The organism is Stenotrophomonas sp. C3(2023) (assembly GCF_032911385.1).
Taxonomy (GTDB): domain Bacteria; phylum Pseudomonadota; class Gammaproteobacteria; order Xanthomonadales; family Xanthomonadaceae; genus Stenotrophomonas.
Map to the genome: position 1 here is coordinate 607178 of NZ_JAWJLO010000001.1, position 23539 is coordinate 630716.

Annotated in this window: 17 protein-coding genes and 1 pseudogene; 7 read left to right on the plus strand and 11 right to left on the minus strand. The window is 66.3% G+C overall.

Annotated features, from left to right (window positions below):
* Positions 1-53: 53 nt before the first annotated feature.
* The 6 genes and pseudogenes from RZA67_RS02495 to ilvC all read right to left on the minus strand — a co-directional run.
* Complete coding sequence (locus RZA67_RS02495) at positions 54-827, minus strand: methyltransferase domain-containing protein (protein WP_317210951.1); 774 nt, start codon at positions 825-827, stop codon at positions 54-56.
* A gap of 11 nt (positions 828-838) precedes the next feature.
* Positions 839-2404 carry a 2-isopropylmalate synthase gene (locus tag RZA67_RS02500; protein ID WP_317210952.1) on the minus strand — a complete coding sequence of 522 codons (1566 nt, stop codon included), beginning with the start codon at positions 2402-2404 and terminating at the stop codon, positions 839-841.
* Positions 2401-3492: a threonine dehydratase gene (locus tag RZA67_RS02505; RefSeq protein WP_317210953.1), complete on the minus strand. Its 1092-nt coding sequence runs from the start codon at positions 3490-3492 to the stop codon at positions 2401-2403. Before RZA67_RS02505 ends, RZA67_RS02500 begins: the two co-directional genes overlap by 4 nt.
* Positions 3493-3582: 90 nt before the next feature.
* Positions 3583-3846, minus strand: coding sequence for an ACT domain-containing protein (locus RZA67_RS02510; RefSeq protein ID WP_317210955.1), 264 nt, complete (start codon positions 3844-3846; stop codon positions 3583-3585).
* A complete protein-coding gene (ilvG, locus tag RZA67_RS02515) occupies positions 3830-5566 on the minus strand; it encodes an acetolactate synthase 2 catalytic subunit (RefSeq protein WP_317210956.1) in 1737 nt (578 codons plus the stop codon). Before ilvG ends, RZA67_RS02510 begins: the two co-directional genes overlap by 17 nt.
* Positions 5567-5605: 39 nt before the next feature.
* Positions 5606-6583 (minus strand): annotated as a pseudogene (ilvC, locus tag RZA67_RS02520) (ketol-acid reductoisomerase); the annotation flags it as partial.
* Positions 6584-7161: 578 nt separating this feature from the next.
* Here ilvC and ggt point away from each other — a divergent pair.
* Positions 7162-8820 (plus strand): gamma-glutamyltransferase, encoded by a 1659-nt coding sequence (gene ggt / locus RZA67_RS02525; protein ID WP_317213783.1) that lies wholly within the window; start codon positions 7162-7164, stop codon positions 8818-8820.
* A 149-nt stretch (positions 8821-8969) separates the two neighbouring features.
* Here ggt and RZA67_RS02530 read toward each other — a convergent pair whose 3' ends face one another.
* Entirely contained in the window at positions 8970-10547 is a 1578-nt protein-coding gene (locus tag RZA67_RS02530) for a BCCT family transporter (RefSeq protein ID WP_317210958.1), read from the minus strand.
* Between the two features lie 225 nt (positions 10548-10772).
* Here RZA67_RS02530 and RZA67_RS02535 point away from each other — a divergent pair, with 225 nt between their 5' ends.
* The 4 genes from RZA67_RS02535 (at position 10773) to RZA67_RS02550 (ending at position 17938) form a co-directional block, all read left to right on the plus strand.
* On the plus strand, positions 10773-11450 hold the full coding sequence (locus tag RZA67_RS02535; protein ID WP_317210959.1) for an ion channel: 678 nt from the start codon (positions 10773-10775) through the stop codon (positions 11448-11450).
* 251 nt (positions 11451-11701) lie between these two features.
* Positions 11702-13999: a winged helix-turn-helix domain-containing protein gene (locus RZA67_RS02540; RefSeq protein WP_317210960.1), complete on the plus strand. Its 2298-nt coding sequence runs from the start codon at positions 11702-11704 to the stop codon at positions 13997-13999.
* 124 nt (positions 14000-14123) lie between these two features.
* Positions 14124-15023: a helix-turn-helix transcriptional regulator gene (locus RZA67_RS02545; protein ID WP_317210961.1), complete on the plus strand. Its 900-nt coding sequence runs from the start codon at positions 14124-14126 to the stop codon at positions 15021-15023.
* 47 nt (positions 15024-15070) lie between these two features.
* Positions 15071-17938, plus strand: coding sequence for a TonB-dependent receptor (locus RZA67_RS02550; protein WP_317210962.1), 2868 nt, complete (start codon positions 15071-15073; stop codon positions 17936-17938).
* Positions 17939-18080: 142 nt separating this feature from the next.
* Here the strand turns inward: RZA67_RS02550 and RZA67_RS02555 are convergent, their stop codons facing one another.
* Both RZA67_RS02555 and ppa read right to left on the minus strand, forming a co-directional pair.
* Complete coding sequence (locus tag RZA67_RS02555; RefSeq protein WP_317210963.1) at positions 18081-19202, minus strand: HDOD domain-containing protein; 1122 nt, start codon at positions 19200-19202, stop codon at positions 18081-18083.
* A gap of 171 nt (positions 19203-19373) precedes the next feature.
* Positions 19374-19910 (minus strand): inorganic diphosphatase, encoded by a 537-nt coding sequence (gene ppa, locus RZA67_RS02560; RefSeq protein ID WP_317210964.1) that lies wholly within the window; start codon positions 19908-19910, stop codon positions 19374-19376.
* Positions 19911-20119: 209 nt separating this feature from the next.
* On the opposite strand from ppa, the gene RZA67_RS02565 reads away from it, so the two are divergent.
* On the plus strand, positions 20120-20644 hold the full coding sequence (locus tag RZA67_RS02565) for a hypothetical protein (RefSeq protein WP_317210965.1): 525 nt from the start codon (positions 20120-20122) through the stop codon (positions 20642-20644).
* A complete protein-coding gene (locus RZA67_RS02570) occupies positions 20641-21102 on the plus strand; it encodes a hypothetical protein (protein ID WP_317210966.1) in 462 nt (153 codons plus the stop codon). Before RZA67_RS02565 ends, RZA67_RS02570 begins: the two co-directional genes overlap by 4 nt.
* An 8-nt stretch (positions 21103-21110) precedes the next feature.
* Here the strand turns inward: RZA67_RS02570 and RZA67_RS02575 are convergent, their stop codons facing one another.
* Entirely contained in the window at positions 21111-21365 is a 255-nt protein-coding gene (locus RZA67_RS02575) for a DUF2789 domain-containing protein (protein ID WP_317210968.1), read from the minus strand.
* A 92-nt stretch (positions 21366-21457) separates the two neighbouring features.
* Entirely contained in the window at positions 21458-23485 is a 2028-nt protein-coding gene (locus tag RZA67_RS02580; protein ID WP_317210969.1) for a sodium-translocating pyrophosphatase, read from the minus strand.
* Positions 23486-23539 lie beyond the last annotated feature (54 nt).

Sequence of the window (23539 nt, forward strand, 5' to 3'; positions counted from 1 at the left end):
CTGGCGATTGAGCGGAATACGAACATCGGGAAACAACGGGGCGCGCGTCAAGCTCAGCGCACTGACGCCTGGAACCGAAGACGGACATAGTCGGCGAGCGGCAGTTCCTGCGCGTCGCGGGGGAGATCGGACAGCAGTCCGGCGGCCGCTTGACGGACCTGTTCGCGGTCCGGCTGCGACAGGTCTTCCAGCAAAGGTGCGGCAAACACCCGCAACCAGCCGGCGACGCCGGTGGGCAGCGGGGTTGGCCGCTGCACGGTCTCGATCAGCTCCACCGTGAAGCCGTGCTGGTGCAGGCGGTCGGCGTACGCCTCGGCGGTGGGAAAATACCAGGCGAAGGGACTGCTGCCATGGCCGTGCGCGGCACGGGCGGCCTGCACCGCAGCGATGATCCGCGCCACATTGCCGTGGCCGCCGAACTCACCGACGAAGCGGCCACCGGGCCTCAGCGCCCGGCGAACACCTTCCAGGACCCGGTCGGGTGCGCGCATCCAGTGCAGCGCCGCATTGCTGAACACTGCATCGAACTGCGCTGTGAAGCGTAGCGCATGGCCGTCCATCAGTTCGGCGTGGATGCCGCGCGCGCGCGCGGCGTTGACCAGTTCCGGCGAGGCATCCACGCCGGTAACATGGGCGCCGCTGAGAGCAAGTTCACTGCTGAGTACGCCATCGCCACAACCCAGATCTAGGATCCGTTCGCCGGCGCGCGGTGCCAGCAGCCGCACGGCTGCGCCGCCGAGTACCGGCACGAAGCCGGCGTCGATGGCGTAGTCCTGTGGGTTCCAGTGTTGACCAGCGTCAGGAGCGGAAACAGAGAAGGCGTGCATTGGCGGTGTCCTCAGGCAGCGGCGGTAACGGTCTGCTCGGCGGCGGCGGCCTGGCGCTGCCGCAGCAGTCGATTGGTCACATCCAGCCAGGCCAACGCGGAGGCTTCGATGATGTCGCGGCTGGTACCAGTGCCTTCGAAGACCTCGTCCTGGTGGCGCACGCTCAGATTGGCTTCACCGCGCGCATCAGCGCCGATGCCCACACTGTGGACCTGGTAGCTGTCCAACTGCAGGCTCACACCAGTGGCGGCTGACAGTGCGCCGAACAGGGCGTCGACCGGACCGTCGCCCTGCGCGGTTTCCGCCACGCGATTGCCGTCCGGGTCGGACAGCTCGACCAGTGCGTTGGCGCGGCTGCCCACATCGCTGATGGTCATCGAGGCCAGACGGTAGCCCTGCGCGGTGTCGCCGCCCTGCATCAGCACCTGCAGATCGGCGTCGGTAACCACGCGCTGCTGCTCACACAGGTTCTTGAACTGGTCGAACACCAGCTTCAGCTCTTCTTCCTCCAGCCAGAAGCCCAGCGCCCGCAGACGTGCTTCGACCGCGGCACGGCCACTGTGACGACCCAGCACCATCTGCGAGTCGGCCCAGCCCACGTCCTCAGGCCGCATGATTTCGTAGGTGCCGCGGTGCCGCAGCATGCCGTGCTGGTGGATGCCGGATTCATGCGCGAAGGCGTTCGCTCCGACGATGGCCTTGTTCCGCTGCACCGGCATGCCGACCAGGCGCTGCAGCAGCTGTGACGCCGAGACGATGCGCGGGCTGTTGATCGAGGTCTGCTGTTCGTAGAACGCCTGACGCACCTTCAGCGCCATCGCGATTTCTTCCAGCGAGCAGTTGCCCGCGCGCTCGCCGATGCCGTTGATGGTGCACTCGACCTGGCGCGCACCGCCCTCGACGGCGGCCAGCGAGTTGGCCACCGCCAGGCCCAGGTCGTTGTGGCAGTGCGCGCTGAAGACCACGTTGGCCGCACCAGGTACCTCCGCCACGCCTGCGATCACCTGCTGGAACATCGTGCGGATTTCTTCGGGGGTGGTGAAGCCCACGGTGTCGGGCAGGTTGATGGTGGTGGCACCGGCGGCGATGGCCACACGCGCCACCTCGATCAGATAGTCCAGCTCGGTACGGGTGGCATCCTCGGCGGAAAACTCGACATCGTCGATGTGCGAGCGCGCCAGCGATACGTGTCTGTGCACCGACTCCAGCACCTGCTCGCGGGTCATCCGCAGCTTGTGCTCGCGGTGCAGCGGGCTGGTGGACAGGAATACGTGCAGGCGCGGATGTGCCGCCGACTCCAGGGCCCGCGCCGAGGTCTCGATGTCGCCGGCCAGGCAGCGCGACAGCACGGCCAGGATGGGACGGCGGATCTCACGGCCGATCATGGCCATCGCTTCGCGGTCGCTCTGCGAGCTGGCCGGGAAGCCGGTTTCGATGACATCCACGCCCAGCTCGTCGAGCGCACGTGCCATCACCAGCTTCTGCTGGGGGCTCATGCTGCAGCCGGGTGACTGCTCGCCATCGCGCAGGGTGGTGTCGAAGATTCTAATTCGGGGAGATACGGGGCTGGTGTTCATGGTGTTGTTTCCTCGACGGCGGCAATGGCGGTCAGCAGAGTTGAAGGGGAAGCGGATACGGCGGCCACGGATGCTGCAGGTGCCGCAGGCCGGGGAGTGTCGGCACGTCGCCGTCGCGGCTTGCGCGGCGGGCGCGGGCGGATGTCGGTGAGCAGCCGGGCGAGTACAGCGGCATCGATGTTGCCGCCGGAAATCACCGCGAATTTGCGCCGGCTGGCAACCCGGCGGCCCGCCGCCAAGGCCAGCGCGCCAGCACCTTCGGCGATCAGGTTTTCTTCCAGCGCCAGACGCACCACGGTTTCGCGCAGCTCGGCTTCACGCACGATCACCACATCGTCCAGCAGTGCGGCGCACAGGCGGCGCGTCAGCAGGCCCGGCACCTTGACCCGTACGCCATCGGCCAGCGATGCAGCCGGCGCCAGCGGCTGGGTATCACCGCGGAGCGCACGGGCCATCGAATCGACGCCCTCGACCTGCGCGCCAATGATGCGCACGCCCTGCGATTTCAAGGCCAGCGCGACGCCCGAAGCGAGCCCGCCGCCGCCGATCGGCACGATCACCGCCTCCGGACTGTGCGCGGCCAGCTCGATGCCGACCGTGCCCTGACCAGCAATCACATCCGGGTCGTCAAACGCGGAGAGGAAACGGTAACCGTGCTGCTGCGCCAGCTCGCGCGCGAACGCGTAGGCCTCGTCGTAGCTCTCGCCGTGCTGGCGGACCGTGGCACCCCAGTGACCCACGCCAGCGATCTTGTTGGCCGGCGCACCATGCGGCATCACGGTGATCGCCGACACATTCAGCCGATAGGCCGACCAGGCCACACCCTGGGCATGGTTGCCAGCCGAAGCGCAGATCACCGGGCGGGTGTCGCCGCGTTCACGACCTGCCAACAGCGCGTTCAGCGCGCCGCGCACCTTGTACGAGCCGGTACGCTGCAGGTTCTCCAGCTTCAGCCAGGTGCCGAATCGCTCGGCATGATGGACCGGTGTTGCTGGGAGGAAACGACGCAGGCGTGCCTGCGCGGCCAGCACGTCGGCAACGGTTACGCCGCCGACGTCGCCATCCACAGCGTTGTCAGGCGAGGGCATTGGACACCTGTGGGCGGTACGGCGCCACCCATGCGCACGCGCAGCCGAGAAGACACCTCCGCGCCGGTACCCTCTGGACGGTACGGGCGCTCATGCGGCCACGCCCTGCAGGGTGTCGGCCAGCGGGGTGATATCCACCGCGATGCAGTCGTAGATTTTCTCCAGTTGCAGGCGCAGCGTTTCGGGCGGGCGCTGCCCGTCGACCACCATGTACAGGTGCCAGCGGCCCTGATCGTCTGCAGCAGGTGCGCCAGCAATCGCGCGCGGGGCAAAGCCGCGACGCTCGACCATGCCGATCACGCGCAGCAGCGCGCCTTCGGCCGGATGCAGCACCAGATCAAGCCGGTATTGCATTGGGCACCTCCTGGGAGACATGTGCAGGGTTGGCTTCCAGCATGGTGCTGTTGGCGGTGTTCGGCGGCACCAGTGGCCAGACGTTGGCGCGTGCATCGATGGCCACGTGCAGCAGCGCCGGGCCGGGTTCGGCCAGCAGCGCGGCCAGGCCGCCTTCCACATCGTCGCGGTTGTCGATACGGGTGGCGGCAATGCCAAAGACCTTGGCCAGCGCGACGAAGTCCGGGTTGTCGGACAGGTCGATCTCGCTGTAGCGCTCGGCGAAGAACAGTTCCTGCCACTGCCGGACCATGCCCAGCGAGCTGTTGTCCAGCAGCACGATCTTCACCGGCAGGCGGCAGCGGGCGATGGTGGCCAGCTCCTGCACGTTCATCATGAAGCTGCCATCGCCGGAGACCAGCACCACAGTGCGGTCCGGGCAGGCGAACTGCGCGCCCATCGCGGCCGGCAGACCGAAGCCCATTGTGCCCAGCGCACCGCTGGTCAGGTGGTTGCGCGGGTGCTGGAAGCGGCAATGCTGCGCCACCCACATCTGATGCTGGCCGACATCGCAGGCGATCACCGCATCGGCCGGTGCCAGCTCGCTCAGCCGTTTGAGCAGCGCCGGTGCGTAGATGTGCGCGCCCGGCGCATCGTACCGGTTGGCAAAGCGCTCGCGGTGCTGGCTGCAGCGCGCCCGCCAGGCCTGCTGCTGCGGCAGCGGGACCGGGAAAGCGGCCTGCAGCGCGGCGATCGCCTGAGCGACATTGCCGGGCACGGCGATGTCAGCGGCCCGCAGTTTGGAGATCTCGTAGGCGTCGGCGTCGATATGCACGACGCGTGCAAATGGCGCGAACTCGGCCAGCTTGCCGGTGGCACGGTCGTCGAAGCGGGCACCCAGCACCAGCAGCAGGTCGCACTCCTGCACGGCCATGTTGGCCGCGCGGGTGCCATGCATGCCCAGCATGCCCAGCGACTGCGGATGCGACGGTGGCAGCGCACCCAAGCCGCGCAGGGTCATCACGGTGGGGATGCCGCTGGCCTGGGCGAAATCACGCAGCGCCTGCACCGCGTTGCCCAGCGCAATGCCGCCGCCGGCATAGATCACCGGCTTTTCAGCGGCCGCCAATGCGGCGAAGGCCTCGGCCAGCGCAGCGTCGGCCGGCGCCGGGGGCGCCTCCACCGTGGCCGGTACATGGGCTGGCAGATGGCTTGCATCGGCCAGCTGCACGTCCTTGGGCATGTCGATCAGCACCGGCCCCGGACGCCCTTCGCGCGCGATCCGGAACGCAGCGGCGACCACCTGCGGCAGATCATCCACGCTGCGCACCAGCCAGCTGTGCTTGACGATCGGCAGGGTCAGACCGAACACATCCAGTTCCTGGAACGCGTCAGTACCCAGCAGCGGCGTGGCGACCTGGCCGGTGATGCAGACCATCGGCACCGAGTCGAGCATGGCGTCGGCAATGCCGGTGACCAGATTCGAGGCGCCTGGACCCGAGGTGGCGACGCAGACGCCGACGCGGCCGCTGGCACGCGCAAAGCCGTTGGCGGCCAGAGCGGCACCCTGCTCGTGGCGCACCAGGATGTGCTTGAGCGACGAGTCCACCAGCGCGTCATAGAACGGCATGATGGTGCCGCCGGGGTAGCCGAACAGCGTCTGCACGCCTTCGGCCTCCAGCGCCTGGGTCAACCAGCGCGCGCCGTTGGGCGGCGCGCTTCGTTGTTCGGGGGTGTTCATGGGCAACCTTGCGAAGCGGGGAAGAGGAGGGCCGCGCGTTTACGCGGCCTGGCCCTGCAGCCAGACCATCTTGGCGCGCAGTTCCTTGCCCACCTTCTCGATCGGATGCTCCAGATCGGCCTGCTTGAAGCGGTTGTAGTTCGGCAGCCCGGCCTCGTACTCGGCCACCCAGTTCTTGGTGAAGGTGCCGTCCTGGATGTCCTTGAGCACTTCCTTCATGCGTGCCTTGGTGCCGGCATCGATCACCCGCGGCCCGCTCACGTAGTCGCCGTATTGCGCGGTCTCGGAGATGAACTCCAGCATGCGCGAGATGCCGCCTTCGTAGAACAGGTCGACGATCAGCTTCAGTTCGTGCAGCACCTCGTAATAGGCGATCTCTGGCTGGTAACCGGCCTCGACCAGGGTTTCGAAACCGGCCTGGACCAACGCCGAGGCGCCACCGCACAGTACGGCCTGCTCGCCGAACAGATCGGTTTCGGTTTCTTCCTTGAAGGTGGTCTGGATCAGGTTCGCGCGGGCACCGCCCAGGCCACCGGCGTAGGCCAACGCATGTGCTGCCGCCTTGCCGCTGGTGTCCTGGTAGACGGCCCAGATGCAGGGCACGCCGCGGCCGATTTCATACTCGCGGCGCACCAGCGCGCCTGGGCCCTTCGGCGCGACCAGCACCACGTCCAGGTCATCGCGCGGGGTGATCATGCCGTAATGCACATTCAGGCCGTGGGCGAACAGCAGGCAGGCGCCCTGTTTCATGTTCGGCGCCAGCACGTCTTCGTAGAGCTTCTTCTGCACCATGTCCGGCGTCAGCACGGCGACCAGATCAGCATCCTTCACCGCCTCGGCCGGCGCCTTGACGGTGAAGCCATCAGCCTGCGCTTTCACTTCCGTGGGGCCGCCGGGCCGCAGGCCGACCACGACCTCGAAGCCGGATTCGCGCAGGTTCAGTGCGTGGGCGCGGCCCTGGCTGCCGTAGCCGATGACAGCGATCTTGGTCTGGGGCAGGTCGTTGGTGCTCATCGTGGTGGTTCCTTGGAAAGAGGGAAGGCGGGTGGAGGTGGTGCGCGGTGTGACGGGTTCCTGAAACGAAAAAACCCGCACCGGGGCCGGTGCGGGTTCTGATCGAGTTCCGTTGTGTGTGTTCTGCTTACACGCTGGCTCGTCCCGCACCTGTAGGCTGGCTAATAAGTACGAGCACGAGAAGCGAACGCAGCGGCGCGGCACCGGTATCGGCGGCGGCGTGGTGGTCTCGCGGTGGCGTGTGGCGTTGCAACATGGGGCCGAGGAAAACACGCCTGTTTCGACCTTGTCAACGGTTTGGGCGACATTGCCGATGGTTACCCATGAATCCACCTGGAACCCTTGCGGGACGGGCTTTGTTGCGATTGAAACGAAGGCGGTGCCGTCGTGCCAGCTGCCCGTTCGGGGCCGTAGTGCGCGCGGCCCCTTGGGGGACGTCAACATCACCCATGACCTCTGCCCGATACCACGTGAGCATCCAGGTGCGCGAAGATCGACCCGACCTCCTGCTGGAATCGACCGTGCCCTTGACCCTTGTCCGAACCCTGCTCGGCGCCGCCCTGCTGGCCAGCCTGCCGACCATGGCCGCCGCTGCCGACCGCATCACCGGCCACACGTTTGCCACCCGCTCGGAGGTCATCGCGCCGCATGCAATGGCCGCCACCTCGCAGCCGCTGGCGACCCAGATCGCGCTGGATGTGATGAAGGCAGGCGGCTCAGCGGTCGACGCGGCCATCGCAGCCAACGCTGCGCTGGGTCTGATGGAGCCGACAGGCAACGGCATCGGGGGCGACCTGTTCGCCATCGTCTGGGACCCCCGCACCGGGAGATTGCACGGCTATAACGGCTCGGGTCGCTCGCCGCGCTCGCTGACCCTGGCCGAGTTCCGCCGTCGCGGGCTCAAGGAGATTCCGGCGACCGGCCCCCTGCCGGTATCCGTGCCCGGGGCGGTGGATGGCTGGTTCGCGCTGCACGAGCGGTTTGGCCGCAAGCCGATGGCCGAGAATCTGGCGCCGGCGATCCGCTATGCGCGCGAGGGACATCCGGTGTCCGAGGTCATCGCGTATTACTGGGACCGCTCGGTGCCGCGGTTGTCGAAGCATCCCGGTTTCAGCGAGCAGTTCACCGTTGACGGCCATGCGCCGCGCAAGGGCCAGATGTGGAAGAACCCCAACCTGGCCGACACCCTGCAGCAGATCGCCGACGGCGGCCGCGACGCGTTCTACAAGGGTGACATCGCCCGCACCATCGACAGGTATTTCAAGGCCAACGGAGGGTACCTGAGCTACCAGGACATGGCCGACCATGAGGGCGAGTGGATCGAACCGGTCAGCAGCAGCTACCGCGGCTACGATGTGTGGGAGCTGCCGCCCAACAGCCAGGGCATCGCCGCGCTGCAGATTCTCAATGTGCTTGAAGGCTACGATTTCTCGAAGATTCCGTTTGGTTCGCCCGAGCACGTGCACCTGTTCGTTGAAGCCAAAAAGCTGGCGTTCGCCGACCGCGCGCGTTTCTATGCGGACATGGCATTCCAGCCGGCGCCGGTGCAGCGGCTGATCTCCAAGGAGTACGCCGCACAACGACGCGCGCTGATCTCGATGGACAGTGCGCTCAAGACGGTACAGCCGGGTACGCCGAAACAGCTGGAGGAGGGCGACACGATCTACATGACCGTGGCCGACGCCGACGGCATGATGGTCTCGCTGATCCAGTCCAATTACCGTGGCATGGGCAGCGGCATGGCGCCGCCGGGGTTGGGGTTCATCCTGCAGGACCGCGGTGAGATGTTCGTGCTGCAGGAGGGCCATCCAAATGGCTATGCACCGGGCAAACGTCCCTTCCAGACCATCATTCCCGGCTTCATCACCAAGGACGGCAAGCCATATGCCAGCTTTGGCGTCATGGGCGGGGCGATGCAGCCGCAGGGTCATGCGCAGATCGTGATGAACCTGGTGGACTTCGGCATGAATCTGCAGGAAGCGGGCGATGCGCCGCGCATCCAGCACGAAGGCTCGACCGAACCGACCGGCCAGGCCACGGCGATGACCGACGGCGGGGAAGTGAATCTGGAAACCGGCTTCGCCTACGAAACGGTGCGCGCGCTGATGCGCAAGGGGCATCGGGTGGTGTTCGCCGATGGTCCGTATGGTGGCTACCAGGCGATCATGCGCGACCCGGAAAGCGGTGTGTACTACGGCGCATCGGAAAGCCGCAAGGATGGCCAGGCGGCGGGCTACTGAGGGCGGCAACGCCCAAGCCGGTTCCGGGTGAGGCCAGGCGGGTTGGTCTCATCAAGATCAACGTCAGGATCAACCGCGTGACGACCAACGGTCGTCACCTACCGGGCCGTTGCGGTTGGGCTGGCGGGGCAATGCCCCGCCACATCCGCTCAATCCTGGTCGTGCACGCGCGCGGCTTCGCGCCGCGTTTCTTCCTGCGCTGCCGTCTCGCGTTCGATCCACGCTTCGATCATCCGCCGCGCGCGCTGTGACCGGCGATGCTGCAGCGCGTGCTCGGTGTCCAGCACCCGGTACAGCGACACCATCACCAGCACCATCAGCACCGCGAACGGCAATGCGGTGATCGTGATCATGCCCTGCAGTGCATCCAGGCCGCCGGCCACCAGCAGCGCTGCGGCGATCAACGCGATCGCCACGCCCCAGGTGATCTTGCGTGAAAGCGGGGGATCGCCGGCCTCGTCGGTGGACATGCTCGACAGCACCAGCACTGCCGAATCGGCCGAGGTGACGAAGAAGATGATCAGCAGCACCAGTGCGATGGCCGACAACACCATCGGCCAGGCCATGCTGTCAAACAGCGTGAACAGCACTGTCTCATAGCCGGCCTGCAGCGCCTGCAGCATGTCGACGTGGCCGTAGAGCTGGGACCACAACGCACTGCCGCCGAATACCGAGAACCAGACGAAGCCGAGCAGGGTAGGGGCGAGCACCACGCCCACCACGAACTCGCGGATGCTGCGGCCCCGCGACACCCGTGCGATGAACGCCCCGACGAACGGCGCCCACGAGATCCACCAGGCCCAGTAGAAGATCGTCCAGTCGGCCACCCAGGTGCTGCCCGAGAACGGCGACATGCGCAGGCTCATCGTCACCAGCTGGTTCAGGTACGAACCCAGTGTGGTGGTGAAGGTGTCGGCGATGAAACCGGTAGGTCCCAGGGCCAGCACCAGCACCAGCAGTACGCCCGCCAGGATCAGGTTGGCGTTGGACAACCACTTGATGCCGCGGTCGACACCGCTGGTGGTGGAGGCCATGTACAGCACGAAGGCGATGGCGATGATGGTCATCTGCACGCCTACGGTGGCGTTGATGCCGAACACCCGCTGCAGGCCGGCGGCGATCTGGATGGTGCCGAAGCCAAGCGTGGTGGCAACACCAATGGCGGTGGCCACCACCGCAGCGATGTTGATCGTGTGGCCCACCCAGCTGCGGTGATGACGACCGATCACCGGCTGCAGCATGTCGCTGATCAGGCCACGTCCGTTGCGGTTGTACTGGAACCACGCCATGGAGAGCCCGATCAGCGCGTAGATCGACCACGGGTGCAGGCCCCAATGGAAGAAGGCGTAGCGCATCGACGCGCGCGCGGCCTCCATGCTTTCCGGCGTCAGGCCTTCCGGCGGCTTGACCAGATGCGAGACCGGTTCGGCCGCGCCCCAGAACACCAGGCCGATGCCCATGCCGGCGGCAAACAGCATCGACAACCAGCTGGCACGCGAGAATTCGGGCTCAGCGTCTTCGCCACCGATGCGCAGGTTGGCAAAGCGGCCAAAGGCCAGGTAGGCCAGAAACACCAACGTCATGAAGACGACCAGCAGGTACATCCACCCGGCGCCGCGGATGACCTCGCCCAGCGCGGCCTGTACGACATCGTTGAAGGGGCCGGGCGCCAGGCCCGCCAGCAGCACCAGTGCGGCGACCAGCGCGATGGAAATTCGAAACACCATGAAGGAGCTTCTCCGATCAATGGTAATGAGGGAGCGAGCAGAGGCTTGCAATGAATGACGCTGCAGGACGCGGCAGGGCCGACCGTGCAGACGACTGCGGTGAACAGGACCATACGCCGCGCGTGCATGATACTGAATGCGCCGTCACGGCCGCGTTATGTAGCGCCGCTGCGCCCGCAGCTGCAACCCGGCTATGCTCGCCTCATCATCCGTGCTGGATCCTTCATGGCGGTGTCGTTGAAACTGCGGTGGTTGGCCGTTGCCCGCCGGCATCCGTCGGCGTGGCTGCTGGCGGCCCAGCTGCTGGGGGTGGTGCTTTATCCCACGCTCGACCAGACCGTGGCCGGCCAGACCGCGCTGGGCGCATTCGGCATTGCGGTGCTCGGGCTCGCCTTGTGGGTGGTGCAGCGCAGCCCGCTGGGCATCTGGCTGGCATTGGCGCTTGCCGTGCCAGCGGTGATGTTCTCCTCGGCTGCGGTTCTGCTCGGCCAGCCCGGCCTGGGCACCACTGCACAGCTGCTGGAGAGCCTGCTGTACTTCTACACCGCCGGGGCGTTGATCGCCTACATGCTGGATGACCACAAAGTCACCCGGGATGAGCTGTTCGCCGCCGGTGCCACGTTCACGCTGCTGGCGTGGGGCTTCGCTTACGCATTCTCGGTGTGTCAGCGCTGGTATCCGGGCAGCTTCATCGCTCACGACGCGGGAGAGTTGCGCACCTGGATGGAGCTGCTTTATCTCAGCTTCAGCTTGCTCTCCGGTGTGGGCCTCAGCGACGTCGCGCCGGTGCGCCCCGAGGCACGCGCATTGGTAATGCTGGCGCAGTTTTCAGGTGTGATGTACGTCGCGCTGGTGGTCTCGCGACTGGTCGGCCTCACCATGCTGCAACGTCGTGATAACTGAACGCTGGCTAAAAAAAACGCGCTCGGAGAGCGCGAATTTTGCAGCTTTTTATCTGAATGCGTCGGCGAGAGAGAGCCTGATGTCGTCCGCGGAAGCTCGCAGTTAACTTGTATAGGCTAGTATTCGCGCGCTTCATTTTTTTTGCGGTATAGGTCCATGCTGTTTGCAGAATCTGGCCAGTCGCAGAAAGGGCACCGTCGGCACCCCCGATTCGGCCCTGAACGATGGTGCTCACCCCTTCCACGTGCCGCATGAACACCAGCGCGCCTGCCAACGCCGACGCTGATGTCCTGCGGGTCGGCCAGTGCACGGTCACCATGTCCTCGCGAGAGGTGCAGGTGCCGGGGGTGCGCCGTGTCCGTCGTCTGACGCCCAAGGCGGTTGGCGTGCTCCGCCTGCTGGTGGCACACCAGGGGCGGGTGGTTACGCGTGAGGAACTGTTTGCCGAGGTATGGCCGGACACTGCGCCGACCAACGACGTGCTTACCCAGGCGGTCACCCAGCTGCGCAAGGCGTTTGCCCAGGACGGCGAGCCCGGCAACGGCTACATCGAGACCATCGCCAAGACCGGCTATCGGTTGCTGGTGCCGGTCACGGCCGCGGAACCATCGCCGGTCGCGGCCGACCCGGACACGGCCCTCACGGGGGGGGAGGCAACGCCATCCGTGGCGGACCCGGTGACGGTGCCGCCACGTCATCACGGCCGCTGGCGGCACATCCGGCGATTTGTCTATCTCGGCATCGGCCTGTGCATGCTGGTCGCGCTGTTGGTGATGGCCGCGGTTCTGGTACAGCGGCAGGCGCCCCGCTCGGCGCTGGATGCGGCAGTGGACGATGGACGGGTGGTCGGCAGCCCGCAGCGTCCGTACCGCTTGATCACCGCGACCGGCGGTTTCGAGACTTACCCCAGCCTGTCACCCGACGGCTCACAGGTCGCCTACGAGGGCAGCGACGCCGATGGCGAGGGCGGCGTGATCAAGGTGCAGACCTCGGGCAACGCGCCCTCGCGCAACCTGATCGAGCCGGTCGCCGGCGCGCTGGATCGCTTCCCCACCTGGTCGCCGGATGGGCGCGAAATCGCCTTCGCGCGCTTCCATCATGATGGCGGCTGCCAGGTGCTGATCGCGGCGGCAACCGGCGGCAATCTGCGCCAGGCCGCCCGTTGCGATGGCACCGAGCTGCTCAGTTTCGACTGGACGCCGGACGGGCGCGGCCTGGTGTTTGGCAGCATGGTGGGGCGCTATGCGCACCGCGGCATTCGCGTGCTGGACCTGGCCAGTGGCAACTGGCGGGTACCGGCCTACAACGTGGGCGGCGATGATTTCGATTACGCCCCGCGCTTTTCGCCCGATGGGCGCTGGCTGGTGTTTGTGCGTAACCCGCAGCTGGGCGATCTGTGGATGATGCCGGCCGAGGGAGGGCCGCTGCAGCCGCTGACGGACGACGCGGCGGAGATCCGCGGCTGGGCCTGGCGCGGCGACGGACGTGCCATCGTGTTCGGGCGGCGCGTGGACAGTGAGGTACGGCTCTATCAGCTGGAGATCCAGAGTCGCCAGATACGCGATCTCGGGCTGGATGACGCGCAATGGCCGAGCATCGCCCGCCGCACTGACAGTCTGGCGTTTGTGCGGCGAAAGGCACAGTTCGGCCTGTTCGAAGTGCCACTGGCAGCCCCGGAGCAGGCAAAACGCCTGTTCGCGTCCGGAGGGCGTGACAGCCAGCCGGTCATCGCGCCGGATGGCCAGCACTTCGTGTTTGCCTCGGACCGCTCAGGCAGCTACGCACTGTGGTGGGCCGACCTGCGCCGGCCGGACTCGCTGAGGCTGGTGCAGGGGCTTCGGCCGGATGCGCGGCAGGCGCCGGACTGGTCGGCCGACAGCCGCCAGCTGCTGGTGGTGGGCCGTGATGATCACGGCGTGGCGCGGGTCTACGAGATTTCTCCGCGCGACGAGCAGGCCAGCGCGCTGGCGGTACCGGTCAGCCGGCCGATCCAGGCGCTGTACACCGACAACCCGCAGCATCTGCTTCTGGTCGAACGTGATGACCAGCTGCAGACCCGGCTGGCCTTGTACGACCGCAGTGAACGACCATGGAGACTGCTGGGCAGTGTGAAGGGGGTCTCGCAGGCCCGCTTCGACCGCCACGGCCGACGCGTGCTGTTCAGCCGTTTCGGGGCCAGCGGGCTGTGGTCGATCGACAGCGCGCTGGCGCCGTCCAGCCTGCGTCAGGTCAGTGCCGAAGCCCCTGGACGCTGGCGCTACCGTAACTGGAGCAGTGACGCAGGCGGAAAGGTGGTCTATCTGGACAGCACGTTCGCCTGCGCGTCACGGCTGTCGACCCTGGAGTCGCGGCGCGACACGGCCGCACGGTGCCTTGACGTGGATCGGCTGCCCACCGGCAATGGCTTCAGCATCAGCCCGGACGGCGCGGCCGTCTACGCGTCCCTGGCGGTGTCCGACGGCGCGGGCATTGGTCTGATGGCCCTGCCCGCCGCCCCTCCGTCACTGTTTTCGGTGATGGGTAACGTACTGATCCAGAAAGAAAAATAGATTTCGTATTTTTTTCGCCACGATCTCGTGGCGAATTCGTGGCGTTCTCGTCGGATCGTCCTGACCGCGACTGCACTCATTTGGCAAAACAGAACCCCTGTCTTGGCAAATCCCCGGTGCACCCATGCGTCAGCTCTCTCTGGCCGATCGCGGCCAAACGCTCTCCCTGGACAAGTCGGTCGATGACCTGCCCCCCACCTGTCTGGGCGTGGCCCGGCTGGGCAGCCTGCAGACGGCGGGCACCAGCTTCACCGTCTGGATCCAGGTGCGCGGCAGCGCGTGGGTCGAAGCCAAGGAAGGCCGGTTCCGCCTGCGCCAGGGTCAGTGGATCGCATTCGAGAAGGAATCCCGCCCGCTGGTGCAGGCCGGGCGCAATGGCCTTTGCATCGGTTTGAGTCTGAATGCGGACGCCATGCGGATGCTGACCGAGCTGGCAGACTGTGGTCTGTACGCCGGTCGCGGCGACATCAGCCGCGGCGATGCGCGCGTTGCCCTGCGGCTCTGGCGCGACGCCCTGCAGAGTGAACTGCCGGCCCACGGCCTGCGTCCGCTGCTGCTGCACCTGGCGACCCTGCAGCGCAGCCTGGCCACGCACGTGCAGCGCTGCCCTGGCCGCTCCCGCAGCCGCAAGCGCCAGGTATTTGGTCGCATGCAGCGTGCCCGTCTCTATCTGGAGGGCAACAGCCACCGCGTGGTGCGCATCGGCGAACTGGCCGAACTGACCAACTTCTCCAGCTGGTATCTCTCCAAGACGTTCCAGAGCCTGTATGAAGAAAGCCCGCAGTCGCTTTCTGCGCGCCTGCGGCTGGAACGGGCAGCCGACCTGTTGCGCGACACCGACATGATGGTCGGTGAAGTCGCTGCGGCCAGCGGTTTCGACAACTGCTGCAGCTTCGCACGGGCCTTCCGGGCACGGTACGGAACCTCCGCCTCACGCTTCCGTGAGGGCATCGCGAAGCTCCCGCCACAGTCGGCAAAGTCACTGGCTGGCTGGCGCAAACCCAGCGCGGCAACACAATCGTAACGTTCTTGGGCGTTTTAACACGCCACTAACGTACCTTGGAGAGATTGATGAACGTTCGTACTCCCGCAGTGCGGCTCGGCCTGCTGCCGGCCGGCATTGCGCTGGCGCTGGCGCCGACCTTCGCTTCCGCTCAGGAAGCGCAGGGCGCGACCGACCTGGACCGCATTGAAGTCACCGGCTCGCGCATCCGCGGCGCCTCGATGGAAACCCAGCAGCCGATCCTGACCCTGAGCCGCGAAGGCCTGGAAAAGCAGGGCTTCACCTCGGTTGCCGATGTGCTGCAGAACCTGACCTCGGCAGGTTCGCCGGCGATCTCGCGCGCTGACGCGCTGTCCTCCGGCGAGAACGTGGGCGGTTACTACGTCGACCTGCGCAACCTGGGCGCCAGCCGTACCCTGGTGCTGATGAACGGCAAGCGCCTGGGCGCCACCACCAGCGGCCTGCAGGATCTGAGCCAGATCCCGATGTCGGCCGTCGAGCGCATCGAAGTGCTCAAGGACGGCGCGTCGGCCATCTACGGTTCGGACGCGATCGCCGGCGTGGTCAACGTGATCACCCGCAAGCGCTTCGACGGCGCTGAAGCCAGCGTCACCTATGGCCAGTACGGCCAGGGCGACGGTGACACCAGCACCTACTCGTTCACCATGGGTTCGGAAGGCGAGCGCGGTGGCGTGACCCTGTCGGCCGAATACTCCAAGCAGGATCCGGTCTGGGCGAAGAACCGTTGGTTCAGCCGCGACGGCGCCCTGGGCCCGAACTCGACTGCCGACGACTGGAGCCCGATCAGCCAGAACGGCACCTGGTGCGACCCGCGCGTGTGGGGCACCTGCCTCGGCCGCCCGCAGGGCCAGCCGCAGCCGGAATGGATGACCCTCAATCCGGGCGGTGATCCGACCAACCCGGCCGATTACCATGTGCTGACCCCGGCCGAGTACGCCAACGCCAACCAGCAGATGATGGTGCAGACCGGCATCGAGCGTAAGTCCGTCTACATCAACGGCAACTACGACTTCACCGACAGCATCACCTTCAACGCTGACCTGCTGTACAACCAGCGCACCACCGATCAGCAGATCGCCGGTTACCCGTACCAGTCGCAGTCGTTTGACACCCCGCTGTCCGGCGACAGCGCCTTCAGCCCGCTGCCGGGCACCGACGTCGAGTTCCGTCGTCGTCTGTGGGAAGTGCCGCGCACCACCCGCAACGACCTCAAGACCCTGCGTTTTGCGCCGACCATCAGCGGTTACTTCGACTTCGCCGGCAAGACCTGGGACTGGGACGTCGGCGCGCTGTGGAATCGCAATGAGCTGACCAAGAGCGGCCATGGCGACATGAGCCTGATCGCCTCCCAGCAGGCGCTGGGCAGCTCGTTCATCAACGCAGACGGCGTCGCCCAGTGCGGTACCGCTGCCGCACCGGTGCCGCTGACCGCCTGCCGTCCGTGGAACCCGCTGCTGCCGTATGGCGTGGCAGGCGAAGGCTCGCTGGCCAACCCGGACCTGCAGAACTTCCTGTTCCCGATCTACACCGACACCGGCGTCACCAAGACCACCTCGTTCACCGCCAACCTGTCCGGTTCGCTGATGGACCTGCCGGCTGGTGAGCTGGGCATCGCGGTGGGCTACGAGCACCGCAAGGAGCAGGGCTCCTTCGTGCCGGATGCCTTCCGCCAGTCGGGCCAGAGCACCGGCCTGCCGTCGACCACCACCTCCGGTGAGTACAGCCTCAACGAAGCGTACCTGGAGCTGAATGTTCCGATCCTGGCCGACATGGCGTTCGCCAAGGAACTGACCTTCAATGCTGCAACCCGCTATTCGGACTACAGCAACTTCGGCGACACCCTGAACTCCAAGTTCGGCCTGGTGTGGCGTCCGATCGACGAACTGCTGGTTCGTGCGACCTACGCCGAAGGCTTCCGCGCCCCGACCATCAGCGACATGTACGGTGGCGAGGACGGCAGCTTCGAGCGTTACACCGATCCTTGCTCGGTCCGTGTCGCTGGCAGCGTTGCCGGCAATGCCGCCTGCACCGCCGCCGGCGTGCCGGCCGACTACCTGCAGATCGGCTCGGGTGGCGTTCCGTGCAGCACCTGGCCGTGCGCTACCCCGGACCAGTTCATCTCCGGTTCCAACCCGAACCTGAAGCCGGAAACCTCGACCAGCAAGACCGCCGGTATCGTCTGGAGCCCGCGCTGGGTCCAGGGTCTGGACATCTCGCTGGACTGGTACCGCTACGAGATCAAGGACATGATCATCGCCGACAGCGTTGATCGCATCCTGCGTGACTGCTACGTGCTGGGCAATTCCGCCCGTTGCGCCGGCATCACCCGTGCGGCTGACGGCCACATCAGCGCCCTGCGCTACGGCACCGCCAACCTGGGTCAGATGATGACCGAAGGTTACGATCTGGGCGTCAAGTACCGTCTGCCGGAACTGGCTATCGGTCAGTTCAGCATCGACTGGCAGACCAGCTACCTGTCCAAGTACGACGAGCAGGCGCAGAACTCGGCCGGCCAGAACATCACCGACGGTCGCGTCAGCGAAGCCGGTCTGTTCCGCGTGCGTTCGAACGTGGGCGTGAACTGGGAGCGTGGTGACTTCGCGGTCAGCTACACCGCCCGCTACTACTCGGGCATGCGCGAAAGCTGCATCGACCTGGGCTCGCAGTGGTGCGACCTGCCGGATCACAACTCCAACGGTGAGTCCGATCCGCTGCGCAAGACCGGTTCGAACACCTTCCACGACGTCCAGGTCAGCTGGAAGGCACCGTGGGATGCGACCATCGCCCTGGGCGCGAACAATGTGTTCGACCATCGCGGCCCGCTGATGTACAGCGCACCGAACTCGAGCTTCGGCTACTACGGTGGCTTCGACATCGGTCGCTTCCTGTACATGAAGTACACCCAGCGCTTCTGATCCATTCAAGCGCAGCGACATGAAAAGGGCGGGCCGCAAGGCCCGCCCTTTTTCTTTCTTTGCGCCGGATGTCAGACCTGCGGGTGGAGCCGACCCCGCAGTCGGCCCGCGCGCGCAGCGCGGCCGGCCGCCGCGACCTGCCTCAGGCTTCGGCCTGGGTCACACCCATCAACTCGTTGGCGTAGTCGCGCCACTGCGGCAGCTTCGACAACACGCCTGCACGCTGCAGGTACGCCTCGTCGATGGGATCGCCGTTGACCAGTGCCAGTGCCACGTGGACCGCGCCGGTCACCCAGAAACTGCGGGTGGCCGAGCGTTGTGGCTGCAGGTGGAAGCCGACCGCTTCGATGATCGGCATCGGCAGCCCCCACAGTCCCAGCAGCCACGCGCCCGCGGCGGCATGACCGGGTCGGGCGTCATCTGCGTCTGCGGCGGCGTTGCGCTCGTTGCGCACGCCAGGCAGCAACAGGCCGATGTCGGCCAGCAGGGCGGCCGTGGCGCCCAGCTCCGCACTGCTGGCCGGCAGCAGGCGCGCGGCCAGACGCGAGGCGAGCAGAGCGCGGGCCTGCAGCGCATTGCGTTCTGAGGCTGGCAGCGTGGGCGCCGAGAAGACTTCCGATGCCAGCACCAGGTCGCGCAGTGTGGCCAGCCCCAGCCGGGTGACCGCCGTACGCAGATCGGCAATGATCCGCCCACTGCTGTAGAAAGCGGAGTTGGACAGCTGCAGCACCTTGGCCGCGATGGCCGGGTCGGCCGCCACCAGACGCTCGACGTCCGCACTGTCGGTATCGTCGTCGTCCTCCAGCGCCTGGGTCAGACTCAGATAGAGATGCGGCGGTGAAGGCAGTTTTTCGATGCGGCCGATGGCATCGCGCAGCACCGGGCTGTCCAGCAGTTCCCGCAGCTCTTCCAGACTGGTCAGGGCTTCGAGCAGCACTTCCGGCGCCAGCGGCAGCGGCAGGAAGCGGTGGGCGACCCCTATCAGGCGCGCGGGCGGCGGCCGCGTGCCCTGCTGTGCCTGGATCAAGGCGATGCGGATCGTCTCTGGACGCAGGGTGCGCACCTGACCGAGCAGGGTGGTTGCATCGAGGTCGGGAAGATGCGGGCTCACGATGACCGCATCGATCGGCGAACCGGCGACGATCGACATCGCCCCGTGCCCGTCCGGACTCAGCAGCGTCTGCCAGTCCTCGCCGAGATCAGCAATGAATTCACCAAGCTCAGCCGGCAGGCTGGCCTGGTCCCCAACTAGCAGAATACGCACGACACGCTCCCCTGGTAGACGGCGGCGATAGCCGCGGTCAATGTGAAGAGGGCAATTTACTCGAAATGAGCCGAGCGTGACGCGTCTTGCACTGATTTGCGGCAATCCGGCACCGCAATTGTGATGGCCATCGCGCAGGCATGCCCGCGCGATGGCCTTCGGCAGCCTCGATCAGGCCTTGCCGTCGAGGAAGCGCTGGTGAGCGTCAATCAGGATCTGCTTGGCTTCGGCGGCGCCGCCCCAGCCATCCAGCTTGACCCACTTGCCCTTTTCCAGGTCCTTGTAATGCTCGAAGAAGTGGCCGATCCGCTCCAGCCAGTGGCTGGATACCTGGCCGATGTCTTCAACATGCGCGTAGCCGCTGAAGATCTTGGCGACCGGAACCGCGAGGATCTTCTCGTCGCTGCCGGCCTCATCGCTCATCTTCAGCACGCCCACCGGACGGCAGCGCACCACCGAGCCGGGCACCAGGGGAAGCGGGAGCACGACCAGCACGTCGGCCGGATCGCCATCGCCGCACAGGGTGCTGGGCACATAGCCGTAGTTGCACGGGTAGCGCATCGGGGTCGACAGGATGCGGTCGACGAAGATGGCGCCGGTGTCCTTGTCCACTTCGTACTTGACCGGTTCCGAGTCCTTCGGGATCTCGATGATGACGTTGATTTCTTCCGGCGGGTTCTTGCCGGGGGATACGAGTTCCAGACCCATTGCTGTGCTCCGACTTGGGGGGCGTAAAAATGCATTTTATGCCTTTGCCGTCGGTTGTGCAGCGGGTGAGCCGACGACGCGGCAAACCTCCCGACAGCCGTCTCAGTCGCTGGCCGATGGCGGCCCGATGTCGGGCCGGCGATGCTTGCAACGCATCTCTAGGAGTACTCCAGATGTCTGTCCCGGCCGTCGTATCCTCCCGCCGTGTCATGCCTGTCGGCGCGCTGCGCGCCAAGGCGCGGCGTCTGTTGCTGGGCCTGTCGGTGATGGCCGTCAGTGCCCCGGCAGCGCTGGCGGACGTATCCATCCCCGCACCGCATTTCGTCGACCTCGTCGATTTTCCAACGAACGAGGCCAACTGGGACCGGTTCCACGCGCTGGAGGACCACCTGGGGGCCGCCTTCTTCAAGCTGTGTGCGATCCAGGTCTGCGCCTCCGGGCGGGTGCTGTGGCCCATGCAGTTGCGCTGCTCGGTGCGTACGCGGCGCAGCGAGGTGGCAGCCTGCGTGTGGGTGGTAGCGGGCAGCGACCTCCAGGTCCGTGCGGTCGGCAGCATCAAGGCGGATGTTGTGGTATGGCGGTGCACGCTGCCCATCGTCACCGGGGTGGAAGTGGAGAGCTTCCACCGCACGCTCGACGTGGATGCCCCGTTGCAGGTGATCCTGCCAGGCGCATCCGTGAGCCTGAAGCAGTCACTGCTCGATTGCCTGTCGCGACCGGGGACCCCCTCATGACGCCATGGCTTCTGCATGCGGTGCTGCTGATCAACGTCGCCGGCGTGGAGGAGGTGGCGCACGTCGATGCGCGGGACCATCCCGTGCCGGGCGCGGGCCGGGAGGCGTTCGAGCGGATGGAGCGGGCGCTGGTGCAGGGGTTTGACGACATCTGCGGCGACACGTTCTGCGAAGGAGAGTACGCCAACCTGCGCGCGCTGCAGCTGCGCTGTGCGGTCCGCCGCCACGACGGCAGGGTTGCCCAGTGCCTGTGGAGCTTTGCCGGCAGCCATGCGCGGGTCGGCGGACAGAACCCGGTACCAGTGGTGCAGGCGCAGACCTATGCATGCGAACTACCCGTGGGCGAGTACACCACCTGGGCCTGGATGCAGCAGAACCTGGTCGGACGCGATGCGCTGGATACCGTGTTGCCGGCCAGTGGTCGCAGCAGCTACGACGCACTGACCGACTGCCTCTGAGCGTGCAGTCAGGGCGTGGCCGCCTTGACGGCAACCTCGTGCAGCGCCTCGTTCAACTGATCGACGATGGTCGTCCACGCCGCGTCCTGCTGCAGCGACTCGGACAGGAACTGACGCTGACTGTCGCTCCAGAACGGCGCCTTGGTGATCTGCACGTCGGCTTCCAGCTGGTGCGTTCGGATGAAGGTGGCAATGGCTTCATCGCTGGCATCCAGGCCCAGCTGCTCGAACAGGTTCGTCATGCGCGGTTCGGTGGTGATCATTGATGTCGTCCTCGGCGATAGGGGATGACGACATCATGCATGTCGAGCCCGCGCACTGCACGTGATGACAGGGTAGTGACGGGCCATGCCCGTCACAACAATGGCACCAGCAGCAAAGCCACGATGTTGATGATCTTGATCAGCGGATTTATCGCCGGGCCGGCAGTGTCCTTGTAGGGATCGCCCACGGTGTCGCCGGTCACCGCGGCCTTGTGCGCTTCACTGCCTTTGCCACCAAAATGGCCATCCTCGATGTACTTCTTTGCGTTGTCCCAGGCGCCGCCGCCGGTGGTCATCGAGATGGCCACGAACAGGCCGGTGACAATCGTGCCGATCAGCAGGCCGCCCAAGGCGCGCGGTCCCAGCAGCAGGCCGACGATGACCGGCACCACCACCGGCAGCAACGAGGGCAGGATCATCTCGCGGATCGCCGAGCGGGTCAGCATGTCCACGGCACGGTCGTACTGCGGCTTGCCCGTGCCCTGCATGATGCCGGCGATCTCACGGAACTGGCGGCGTACTTCCTCCACCACCGCACCCGCCGCGCGGCCGACCGCTTCCATCGCCATCGCGCCGAACAGGTAGGGGATCAGCCCGCCGATCAGCAGACCAATGATCACTTCATGGTTGGACAGGTCGAAGCGGAACTCCACGCCAGGGTAGGCCGCCTGCAGGTTGTGGGTGTAGTCGGCAAACAGCACCAGTGCCGCCAGGGCGGCCGAACCAATCGCATAGCCCTTGGTCACCGCCTTGGTGGTGTTGCCGACCGCGTCGAGCGGGTCGGTGATGTCGCGGATCGACGACGGCAGCTCGGCCATTTCGGCGATGCCGCCGGCGTTGTCGGTGATCGGCCCGTAGGCATCAAGCGCCACGATCATGCCGGCCATCGACAACATGGCGGTGGCGGCGATGGCGATACCGTACAGCCCTCCAAGCGCGTGGGCACCCCAGATCGCTGCGCAGACGGCCACCACCGGCAGCGCGGTGGACTTCATCGAAACGCCGAGCCCGGCAATGATGTTGGTACCGTGGCCGGTGGTCGACGCCTGGGCCACGTGCTGCACGGGCCGGTACTGGGTGCCGGTGTAGTACTCGGTGATCCACACGATCAGACCGGTCAGTACCAGCCCGATCAGGGCACATCCGTAGAGTGCATACGGCCCATGTACGTTGTCGTCCATCAGGGCGGTGGTCACCGGGAAGAAGGCGATGGCAGCCAGCACGGCCGAAACCAGCACGCCCTTGTACAGCGCGCCCATGATCGAGCCGCCCGGTTTCACCTTGACGAACAGCGCCCCGATGATCGAGGCGATGATCGAGACACCGCCCAGCACCAGCGGATACAGCACGGCATTGGTGCCGGCCTCGGCCAGCATCAGGCTGCCGAGCAGCATGGTGGCGATCACGGTGACGGCATAGGTCTCGAACAGGTCAGCCGCCATGCCCGCGCAGTCGCCGACATTGTCACCGACATTGTCGGCGATGACCGCCGGGTTGCGCGGGTCGTCTTCGGGGATGCCTGCTTCCACTTTGCCCACCAGGTCGGCGCCGACGTCCGCACCCTTGGTGAAGATGCCGCCACCGAGCCGGGCGAAAATGGAGATCAGCGAGGAGCCGAATGCCAGTCCAACCAAGGCGTGCAGCGCCTGGTCCACCGGCAGGCCCAGCCGCAGCAGCAGGCCGTAGTAGCCGGCCACGCCGAGCAGGCCCAGACCGACCACCAGCATGCCGGTGATCGCGCCGCCGCGGAAGGCCACATCCATTGCTGCACTCAGACCGTTGCGCGCGGCCTCGGCGGTGCGCACATTGGCGCGCACCGAGACATTCATGCCGATGTAGCCGGCAAGGCCGGACAACACGGCACCGAGGGCGAAGCCCACGGCCGTGTACCAGCCCAGGAAAACGCCGACCAGCACGAACAGCACGACCCCGGCGATGCCGATGGTCAGGTATTGACGGTTGAGGTAGGCGCGCGCGCCTTCCTGGATCGCGGTGGCGATGGCCAGCATGCGTGGGTTGCCGCTGGGCTGGCGCAGGATCCAGCGGACGGACACGATGCCGTAGGCAATCGCAACAACGGCGCAGGCCAGCGCCAGTAGAAGGCCATGACGTTCCAGCATGAATCCCCTCCCGGGTTGGATGGTAGGCATCCAGCGGTGGTGAACTCACCACGA